Below are 9,940 nucleotides of genomic sequence, written 5' to 3' on the forward strand. Positions count from 1 at the left end.
TCGGCGATCTGGTCGACCATCTCGCTGAGCGTCTTCATGGGGATGATGCCCATCTCGCGCAGCACAGCGACAACGAACGCCTTTTTCGTCCAGCTTTCACGGCACTCGACGTAGTAGGCGCGGTGCATGTTGGCCGCGTAGGCCGCCGCCAGGCTTTTGCCGTAGCCGCTGGGGCCGTACATGACCACCAGGCCGGGCAATTCCGGCGGGCGGTTGGCGGCACTTTCAACGGCAGCGGCGAGTAAGCCGACGTTCGTCAGTGGTACAATGGCATTGACACTCATAGTTTTTCCTTTTGCTTCGGGTGTTGTGGGCCAGGTGCTTACTTGGCCCAGGGATTGCGGACGGGTGGCAGCCCGTCCGTGTCCATTACGGCTGCAATGGCTTTCAGGTCTCTGTTTTCTCGGTAGTGCTCGTACCAGTCACGCGCTTCTTTTGGCACGTCTTCCCCTTGTTGCATCTGTGCATCCAGCTTTTTCCAAAGGCGGTAGCGCGCCATCTTGTCTTGAGGTATTTGAAAGCGTGTGCCTTGATCGGCCAGTTGTTTGGCGTAGGCGCGGGCATTGGCGATCTGGCGTTCTTGCTGTTGCTCAGAAGCCGCGGGCACTGGCTCGATAACTTGGATCTCCACGTCTTTGCCGGTGAGGGTTTTGCCTTTGTCGCCCAGGCGGGCCAGCTGGCCATGAATGCGCCGATCTTCGTCTTGCTCTAGCTTCGAGAAGGCTTTGCGAGCATTGCCCTCAATCATTGCCTCACCGATCCATACCCCTTCCAGACTGAAGATGCCGACCTGCTTGGCATCGCGGTAATCCCAGGCCACCCGCACCTGTTCCCCATGCAGCAGTTCAAGTTCTCGCAAGAAGTAGGTGTGGCTATTGATGCGCACTTCCCCACGGTGTGTGGTGCGCACTTCTTGTGGGCGAGTGAGTGCTTGGGTGAGATCCCACGAGGCAATCAGCGGCTGGAAGCCTTCGGCAATCGCGGCTTCCCAGGCTTCGTTAGGCGTCTGGTGGCGTTTGGCGCCTGTTTCTGGATCGCGACATTTCGGCAAGCTGCTGTGGGGTCGGTCGTTGTAAGCATCTAGCGCTTCCGCCAAACGAGACCAGAACTCTTCAAGGGTGGGAATTTCCACCGGTTGCTGTCCTTCCTTGAGCGCCTTGCGGCTAACCCGATGAATACGGGTTCCCGCGTGCTTGTCCATGTCGGCACCGATATAGCTATCGAACTCTTTGGCTAGCCGTACCAACACTGAGCGGTGAGAACGCTCAATCAAGCCGCGTGCCTGTGAGTTGTAGGGCAGCGCGTTGGTCATATCACCGCCGAGGCGATCAATGACTTCACGCACCTGGGCGTTATCAAAGCCGCTACCGTTATCAACGTAGAACTGGCGGAACATGCCACACCGGCCAATGCCCATCTTGAGCATATCCAGCGTTGCCAGTGCCGACTCGGCAACGTTGATGGCGTACCCAACGACGCGGCGTGTGCGCCAATCCAGGCAAGTGGTGATCTCGGGCCGGAAGGGCTTGCCTGTCCGTGGGTCGATCACTTCGGCATCGAACTTGTGGCCATCCGCGACCCATACATCGTTGGGTAGAAGGTGGTCGCTGGTCAGGCGATTAAAGGACTTAAGCGCCTTCAGCTCTTGCGGGCTACGACGGCCACGCTCACGCGCTTCCGGCGACAGCTTGGCAAGCCAGCGGCGCACCTGGTGGATAGAGGGGTGCGGCGGTTCTGTCTGCTCGATCAGCAGTTGGTAGGCCGCTTCAACGCTGGGCTTCTGTGGCTTTTGGTAGCGCTTGAGAAAATCACCGGCCCACGCTGGCATGCTCATATCCGCTTGGCGGCGTTTGGGTGCTAGGCCACGCTCGCCGTGCTTTTTGAAGTCGGCGATCCAGCGCTTCAGCGTGCGTTCGCTCAGGTTGCGGGTGGCCGTCTTACGGTCATTGGCAAGCACCACGAGTTGCTTGAGGTAAGGCGTTAGATCGTCCGCTTTCGCATGGGCGACTAACGTTTCGATGGCGCGCTGCTGGCTGACCATGCGGCTCATGCGTTCGATCTCACGAACGAACGCCACGCGGGCACTCATCACCTGGCGCTGGGCGTCGGTTAGCTGCTGCTGGCCTGGGCGCTGTTCTTCAATCTGCGGCTCTACCGTGCTGGTAGGCGTGGGCGCAGCGTTATCCGCCTGTGCCAAAAGCAGTGCGTTTTGGGTTTCGGCGGGTAGGACGGCGAAGGCGTATTCGACGGCCTTGCTGCCTAGACGTGGCTGACCCTCCCACTTTTCTCGCTTAGCTCGAATCTGGATAGCACGTTCTGTGCCGGGCATCCCTGGTAGCCCGGCCAGTTCTTTGGCGGAGTACCAGTTCATACACGCCCCCGCTGGAATAGGCGGGCGTTGCCCTCTGCGGTAGATTGGGCGGTGCAACCCAAACCCAAATCACCCTTAGAGGAACGCCCATGAAAGACCAAAGCGATATCGAAATTGCCAAGTTGGCTATGACGTTCACCGTTGCCTTGCTGGAAAATAAACACAGTCACTTGGCTAATTTTCATAAGGCCCGTGGAACCCAACCTACGTCCGATCCACTTGAGATATTCGATAAGGTTCATGATCACTTAGCCGCGAAAATATCGAAGGAGTAGCGAATAACTGTGGCGGTCGCTTGTGGGCCGCCCAGCATCTGCATGGTCAGCAGAAGGGCTTCCAGAATGACCAACTCATTTATGTCTTCTGGAAGTTCTCCATTTACTACAGCGGCCTTCATGCCCTGAATTGCCGCTTCAGCAACTTGAATACGCAGCTGGTGCTCTTCATCAATAACGGATTCTTTACCCTTCTCATGTGCAGCTTGATTACCCATAAGCTCTGCAAAAGCATTCTTGAACTCTTCAGCCGATTGACCTTCAGCTATTGCCTTGTCAATTAAGGCGCGGGCTTTTTCTATCGTTTCAGTGCTCAACATGGATGACGTTCTCATTGCTGTACTCCCATCTCATTCACGGCGCGATCCCAGTAGCGCGCCACTTCCTGCCGCTGTTCCGCTGACGCAGATTCCATCTCACGCACAACCTGATCCCAACGTTGCATCATGGCGTCCAGGTCACTTTCGCTAAGCACCACTTTGCTGCCATCTTCACGGCGCAGGGTGTGGCGGGCGGGCTGGTTGCTGCGCCACCATGCGGTGGGGTTCTCTGGTTGTTGGCTCACTGGTCTTCTCCCATCAGCTTTTTCAGCTTGCGTAGATCCGCATTCACGCGCTCTTGCACTCGCGAGAGCTTCCCGTATTCGGCGGCCAGCGCTTCACGGCCATAGGCCACCCGCCCGCCACGTAGGTGAACGATCCAATCGGTGAAGACGTGGCTCTGGCAAACCTCTTCGAGGAGCGGAATGCGATAGAAAGGGATGTTGTGATCGCTACGCGCTGGCGAGCTCCAGGCATCCAACATGTGCTTGGAGACGTCATCGCCGGATAGGCGGCTCATCTGCGCGGCGACTTCGTAGCGGTCGACGGGGCAGTCTTTCATGACGATGCCGACAAGCTCGCTGACCTGGGCGGCATAGTTGCCGCTACCTGGCATCGGTACCACCGGCTCGGGCACCTCGAAGATGTCTAGCGTTTGGGTATCTTTGACGCGCCTCATGACTAAGCCTCCCGCACCATTTGACGATGCGTAGACGCGTTAGAACCGCTATCCTTGTCGTATAAGCAGTTTTGCGCTTTTGCAGTTTTAAGCTTTGTTGATAGCGTCTCTGCGCGATTAGGACGTTCACGGCACGGGGTGCCGTCTTGGTTCCAACGCTCTGGCCAAATAACTTGCGGGGTCAGCCCAAGCTTTTTGGCGATAGCGCGTTCCATGCGTGGGTAAGGGGCGTACTTCGCCATTTGTACGGCGTTGCCAGTGACGCCCAGCTCGTCGCTAAGCTTGCGCAAGCTGCAACCCTGGCTGCGGAGTTGGTACTTCAACCACTCCCAGCGCTGGGCTGGATTGATAGGGATTTCTTGGTTCATGGCGTCACCTCGGTGGCGTTTTTTTGGGGTGTCTAACCTGTCTTTCCCCATAAACATAGCCGTTTTATTCCTTACGGTAAAGCGAAAAACGGCATTTCGCTTTGAACAAAACGGCTATGTGGTTAGCTATTTATGTATGTATTTGATTTTATGAGACTTTTATCTATGCGAAATTTCGTTTTCAAAAGTAACGTCATTTCGTTTTCTGCCTTTGGGAATCCGAAATGACTGATACCTTGGCTGCAAGGATGAGAAAGTGTGCAGAGATTGCCGGAAGCGGCGATACCTTGGCGCGCATAACGGCTATACCGAGGCGAACGCTGGAGTACTACTTAACCGGCGATAGAGAGCCGAAAGTGGCGCGCTGTGTGGAAATTGCGAAAGCAGTGGGGGTAGATATTGGTTGGTTGGCATCTGGTGAAGGGCCAATGCTGGCTGGGCAGAGTGCACCTATTCCCACAGTGGAAGTCCCAGGCATGGAGGATTACGCCTTTGTGCCGCTGTATGACGCCCAGTGCAGCGCGGGCGATGGTGCTTGGAATGAAGGGTGCCGGGTGCTTACGCATATCAGCTTTACGCGCTACTCACTGCGCAAGCAGGGGCTAACGCCGGATCACCTTTCAGCGATCCGCATTGATGGCGACAGCATGGAGCCTATACTGCACAGCGGCGATACAGTGCTGATCGACCACACGCGCACGGCGATTGAGGGTGAAGGTATTTATATCCTGCGCCTGGATGGACATCTCTACGCTAAGCGCTTACAGCGTAACTTCGACGGCGTGAGCATCATCAGCACCAACAAGGAATACCGCGAGGTCGTTGTACCACGCGATCGCCTGAATGAACTGGAGATCGTCGGGCGAGCCGTGTGGGCTGCTGGGTGGTTGTGAGGCTGTGCCAAACATCCAACAAAAAAGGCCGCTCCACGTAGGAACGGCCTTTTTCTCAATTTGCGCGCCTTTGGCACTGCTGGTGTCTAATCTGCTGGCGCTATATACTGGCCTTGTGTTTGTAACCCTCTGAATCTACGGCGCTAAATTTCGTCTCTCATCCCAGCTTATCCCTATTTGTTGTTTATAGTCCCACATTAGGTCGCTGTGCCATATCTACTGCTAACCCACAGCAGAGGAGGGGAGCAGCAGGTTGAGCAGCATAGCGCAGAGAGCGCCTGGGATCAGTCCTGAGTCGAGCATGGCTCTAATATCTGCTGAGGCGCCAGCCAGTAGGTCCTCATGGGCTGGCAGACCGATTGCCACTGACAGCGAAACGCCGATGATCACCATATTACGTTTGTCAAAAGGGATATGGCTGAGCATTTTGATGCCAGCGCTGGTGATCATGCCGAACATGATCAAGACCGCGCCGCCGAGTACTGCATTGGGAATGCTCGAGATCAGGGCTCCCAGCTTGGGCAGTAGGCCGGCTACCAGCAGGAAGCCACCACCGATGGCGACTACGAAGCGGCTGACTACGCCGGTAAGCGCCACCATGCCGACGTTTTGGCTGAAGCTGATCTGCGGGAAGGCGTTGAAGCCAGCCGCGAAGACGCTGGCGATGCCATCCGCCATTACTCCTCCAGAGAGTTCTCGCTCGGTGGGCTGCCGGTCCAGCCCACCGGCGGTAGTGCCGACGATATCACCGATCGACTCGGCGCAGGTGACCAGGGCCAGCAACACCATGGGCAGGATCGCTGCCCAGTGAAACTCGATGCCTATGGCCAAGGGTTGGGGCAGGGTGAACCAGCTGGCTTCACCAATCCGCGAGAGATCCACTAGACCTGTGGCCAGCGCGGTGACGAAACCTGCTACTAGGCCGATCAGCGGTGCCACCTCCGACCAGAAGCCACGAGCGAACTGGTGGCAACCGAGAGTGATGGCGAACACTAACCCCGCCAGCAGCAAGTGGTGTGAGGCGCCGAAGTCGGCGGCATCGAAGCCCCCGCCGGCGTAAGCGAAGCCCATGGGGAGCAGCAGAACGCCGATCATCAGTACGAAGGTGCCGGTAACCACTGGGGGGAAAAGGAAGCGAACCCTAGGCAAGAAGACCCCGACCAGGGTGATGGTCACGCCCGCACAGAGGGTGGCGCCCAGTGCCGCAGGCAGGCCAAGGTTGAGTGCGATGGGAAGCAGTACCGGCACAAAGCCGAAGCTGGTGCCCATCACGATGGGCAGCCGTGCTCCCAGGGGGCCGAACCCCAGGGCCTGTACCAGGGTGGCAGTACCGGACACGAACAGGGTCGCCTGGATCAGGAAGATGGTGATCTCGCTGGGCAAGTCCATGGCTCCGGCGATGATCAGCGGTACGGTCACGTTACCGACGAACATGGCCAGCACATGCTGGATACCCAGGGGGACGGCTCGCCTGAGCGGGGGCATCTCGTTGACGTCGGCACTGGCCGAGAAATGGTGAAACCAAGAATTGTATTTAGACATCTGGGACTCCTTCGCAAAGAGCGCTAGCGGCAGATTGTTGTTGTTCTCTGCCGGTTAAAAGGGAGTTTGTTGGAAAATGGCTCTCAGAGAGCTCGCCAAAGTCGTTGAGCAGCCTCATGGTGACGCGCCATCAGGGCCCCTAGATCAACATCTGGGATCGCACCGTCGATGACCCGCCATCGACCGGCTACCATCACCCGGTCGGCGCGGTGAGCGCCGCATAAAAGCAACGCAGCTAGAGGGTTCTCAGCGCCGGAAAAGCGTGGCTCGTCGAGCTTAAATAGTGCCAGGTCGGCCTGTTGGCCAGGGGCTAAGCCACCGATGTCGGTGCGGCCCAGGCAACGTGCGGATCCCTGAGTAGCCCAGCGGATCACGTCTTCATGGCCGATTTCGTTGGGGCGGTAGCGGAGTCGGCCAATTAGCATGGCTTGGCGCATCTCCTCCGCGAGGTTGGAGTGATCGTTGGAGGCCGATCCGTCGACAGCGAGTCCCAATGGAGAGCCAGCTCGTTCCAGTTCTAGGGTTGGGCAGATTCCCGAGCCCAGCACCATGTTAGAGGAGGGGCAATGAGCGATACCGGTACCTGCACGGCCCAGGCGCTGTACTTCCTCGTCGTTGAAGTGGATGCCGTGGGCTAACCAGGTACGATCATTTAGCCAGCCACATTCGTCTAAGTAATCTAGGGGGCGCAGACCGAAGAGATTCTCACAATAGCGAGTCTCGTCTTCTGTTTCAGCCAAGTGAGTATGCAACCGCACTCTTTCCGATTTGGCCAACTCAGCGGTGGCCATCATCAGCTCGCGGCTCACCGAGAATGGAGAGCATGGGGCCAGGGCCACGGTGATCATGGCGCCTTCCTCTCGCTGATGGTAGCGTTGGATGAGGCGGCGGCTATCATCAAGAATATGGTTCTCGTTCTGCACCACCGACTGGGGCGGTAGCCCCCCCTCGTCTCGGCCTACGCTCATGGAACCGCGGGTCAGAGCGGCACGCACGCCGAGTCGATGGGCGGTCTCGACCTGGCGGTCAATAGCTGTCTCTAGAGCTCCAGAAAAGACATAGTGGTGATCGGCGACGGTAGTACAACCGGAGAGAAGCAACTCGGCCATGGCTAGTTCGCTGGCCACTGCGACCTGTGCCTCATCAAGGTTGGCCCAGACGTCGTAGAGCGTGGTTAACCAGGGAAAAAGCTCCTTGTTGAGTGCCTCAGAGTATGCCCGGGTCAGTGTTTGGTAGAAGTGGTGGTGGGTATTGACCAAGCCTGGTAGCAGCACATGCTGCGAAGCATCGAAAACTTGATCGACCGGAAGGCTTGGTTTCTCGCCGCTACCGAGGCGTTCAACGATAAGACTGTCTTGAATGACCACGCCATTCGCAGCCGCAGGGTCAGCGCAGCTCAATGGCTGGCGAATCCAGAGACGGGCAGAAGAATTACGGGGGAAATGTGTCATGCAAAAGCTCCTGAATGAAACGCACCCATCGACAAGGTCGAAGGGTTACCCACGCAATCGTGGTTCAGGTGCCTTACTGCATATCCCAGTATGGATGCTGGGGTGTATTCAATTTGCTCTAAAAATGTGTACCAAAACCTCGTGCTTGTCAAGCGCGAACTGTAGTCGTGCTCGCCAGTACCGAAATTATTGCGTGTGCCAACTCACGAAGTAAGATGAATTTACTAATTTCCCTCGAGCAAAACTTGTCGGATCACGAACACTCTATTTTTGCTGCTAGCAGTGCCACTGTTTTAGGTAGTTCACTGGCGTGATGAATAACGATGGCTCCCTCTGGTGTTTTCTCTTTTTTGGGGAAGCGATTAAAGTGAATCACCTGCATGCCAGCAGCTAATCCTGCTGCAACTCCCACGATAGCATCGTCAATTACCACGCAACGTTCAGGAGGTTGTTCCATGCTTTCGGCAGCTTTTAAGTATAGACCTGGATCAGGTTTCCAGATGCCTAGGTTATAAGCGCTATAGAAGTTATCGCCGAAATGCTTTGATAAACCTGTGCTTTCCATTGCGCAGCGGACTTTACGTTCGGGACCATTGGAGACAACAGCTTTAGGGTATTTGACAAGACTCTCTAAAGCCTCCGGTATGCAGTCGATAGGGAGCAGTTCGGCGCGCATACGCTGTTCTGTCAGGTGCCGCATTTCTCTCTCCATTTCTGAGTAACTTTCTTCGCCTAATATGCCGTGGTGCTTGCCGAGTTTGTCGATGATGGTGCGAAAGCGAACGCCGCGAAATTCTTCAATATACTGCTGGGCTGAGAAGGGCAGATCAAAAGTTGGGAGAAGTTCGCCCATCACCTCGGCGAGAATTATCTCGCTGTCAACTAGGGTGCCGTCGGAGTCGAAAAGCAAGCAGAGTGGTATGGGCATGAGGATCTCACGTTATCAAATAATGAAACGCCGGTTCACTCTAACAGGAGAGGAAACCGGCATCAGGATGAATCAGACGAAGTCTGGTACCAAAGCACGGGGGATAGCTAGAATCAACTGGGGATAGACGATCAGCAGGATTATTACGGCAAGCATCACGGCTAGGTAAAGCAGGGTGGTACCTAACGCTTTGAGTAGGGGGATGCCGCCGATCTTTGCCGAGATCATCAAGCACAGGCCATAGGGTGGTGTAATAAGCCCTAATCCCAGTGCCATCACGCCAATCACGCCAAACTGCACCGGATGAATGCCAGCCTGCATTGCTAACGGCTGGAATATCGGTGCCATAATCGCCATAGCTGGTAGCGAGTCCATGAAGGTGCCAATGAGTAGCATCACAGCGGTCATCACCAGCAAAAGCATTATAGGATCGGAAATATTCACTCCCGCCATCAGCTTCGGTGGAATCTGATAGAAGCTAATCAGATAACCGAAAATGGCCGCTCCCACTAAACTGAACAGCGACAACGAACAGAGCCTAACGGTTGCAGTGGAAGAGTCTAAGACATCACGGAACGTCAGCTCGCGATAGACGAGGAAACCTAGTGCCAGAGCGTAAAGCACGGCAATCATAGCTGCCTCGGTGGGGGTGACGATACCTAACGTGATACCGCCAATTATCACCACCGGAATGCCTGCCGCCATCAGACCGTCCTTGCCCGAGTATAGCAAATCGCGGAAGGAGGCACGCGGCCGTACAGGCACGTTGTAACGCCTTACGTAACCAAGGTTTAGTAATAGTTGCACTATGCCGATCATAATCCCGGGTAAAATACCGCCCAGGAAGAGCCCGGCGATGGAGGTATTGGTCAGGGCACCCCATACGATCATGTTGATCGAAGGGGGAATAATAATGCCCATCACCGACGAGGCTGCCGTAACCGCCACAGCAAAGTGCGTTGGGTAGCCTTCGCGCTTCATCGCCGGAATGGAGTGGTCAAGCAATTTGTGACAACCCAGTTAAGCCGCTTTCTTCAGTTCTGCCATTGCTGATTCGTAATCATTGGGGCTGCTGTAATCCAGCGTCGAATGCCGCCGCCGACTGTTATAAAA

Annotated in this window: 11 protein-coding genes and 1 pseudogene; 1 reads left to right on the forward strand and 11 read right to left on the reverse strand. The window is 56.0% G+C overall.

The window, feature by feature from the left end; all coding sequences use genetic code 11:
• From M8006_RS16955 to M8006_RS16985, 7 genes and pseudogenes are all read right to left on the reverse strand, one after another.
• A pseudogene (locus tag M8006_RS16955) lies at window positions 1–284 on the reverse strand (AAA family ATPase); the annotation flags it as partial.
• 38 nt (window positions 285–322) lie between these two features.
• Window positions 323–2,371, reverse strand: a complete 2,049-nt coding sequence (locus M8006_RS16960) for a DNA-binding protein (protein WP_250084303.1) — start codon at window positions 2,369–2,371, stop codon at window positions 323–325.
• A complete protein-coding gene (locus tag M8006_RS16965) occupies window positions 2,368–2,556 on the reverse strand; it encodes a hypothetical protein (RefSeq protein ID WP_250083984.1) in 189 nt (62 codons plus the stop codon). Before M8006_RS16965 ends, M8006_RS16960 begins: the two co-directional genes overlap by 4 nt.
• 59 nt (window positions 2,557–2,615) lie before the next feature.
• Window positions 2,616–2,966 carry a hypothetical protein gene (locus tag M8006_RS16970; RefSeq protein ID WP_250084304.1) on the reverse strand — a complete coding sequence of 117 codons (351 nt, stop codon included), beginning with the start codon at window positions 2,964–2,966 and terminating at the stop codon, window positions 2,616–2,618.
• Between the two features lie 11 nt (window positions 2,967–2,977).
• A complete protein-coding gene (locus M8006_RS16975) occupies window positions 2,978–3,211 on the reverse strand; it encodes a hypothetical protein (protein ID WP_250083980.1) in 234 nt (77 codons plus the stop codon).
• Entirely contained in the window at window positions 3,208–3,645 is a 438-nt protein-coding gene (locus M8006_RS16980; protein ID WP_250084305.1) for a hypothetical protein, read from the reverse strand. Before M8006_RS16980 ends, M8006_RS16975 begins: the two co-directional genes overlap by 4 nt.
• Before the next feature lie 2 nt (window positions 3,646–3,647).
• Window positions 3,648–4,013: a helix-turn-helix domain-containing protein gene (locus M8006_RS16985; RefSeq protein ID WP_250084306.1), complete on the reverse strand. Its 366-nt coding sequence runs from the start codon at window positions 4,011–4,013 to the stop codon at window positions 3,648–3,650.
• Window positions 4,014–4,261: 248 nt separating this feature from the next.
• Here M8006_RS16985 and M8006_RS16990 point away from each other — a divergent pair, with 248 nt between their 5' ends.
• Window positions 4,262–4,906 (forward strand): LexA family transcriptional regulator, encoded by a 645-nt coding sequence (locus tag M8006_RS16990; RefSeq protein WP_250084307.1) that lies wholly within the window; start codon window positions 4,262–4,264, stop codon window positions 4,904–4,906.
• 222 nt (window positions 4,907–5,128) lie between these two features.
• Here M8006_RS16990 and M8006_RS16995 read toward each other — a convergent pair whose 3' ends face one another.
• The 4 genes from M8006_RS16995 to M8006_RS17010 all read right to left on the reverse strand — a co-directional run bounded on the left by M8006_RS16995 (window position 5,129) and on the right by M8006_RS17010 (window position 9,832).
• Window positions 5,129–6,448 (reverse strand): uracil-xanthine permease family protein, encoded by a 1,320-nt coding sequence (locus M8006_RS16995; protein ID WP_250084308.1) that lies wholly within the window; start codon window positions 6,446–6,448, stop codon window positions 5,129–5,131.
• Between the two features lie 83 nt (window positions 6,449–6,531).
• Entirely contained in the window at window positions 6,532–7,899 is a 1,368-nt protein-coding gene (locus tag M8006_RS17000; protein WP_250084309.1) for an 8-oxoguanine deaminase, read from the reverse strand.
• Between the two features lie 253 nt (window positions 7,900–8,152).
• A complete protein-coding gene (locus M8006_RS17005) occupies window positions 8,153–8,827 on the reverse strand; it encodes an HAD family hydrolase (RefSeq protein WP_250084310.1) in 675 nt (224 codons plus the stop codon).
• A 72-nt stretch (window positions 8,828–8,899) separates the two neighbouring features.
• Entirely contained in the window at window positions 8,900–9,832 is a 933-nt protein-coding gene (locus M8006_RS17010; protein ID WP_250084311.1) for a TRAP transporter large permease, read from the reverse strand.
• Window positions 9,833–9,940 lie beyond the last annotated feature (108 nt).

It is taken from the genome of Halomonas llamarensis (genome assembly GCF_023555005.1).
GTDB lineage: Bacteria > Pseudomonadota > Gammaproteobacteria > Pseudomonadales > Halomonadaceae > Vreelandella > Vreelandella llamarensis.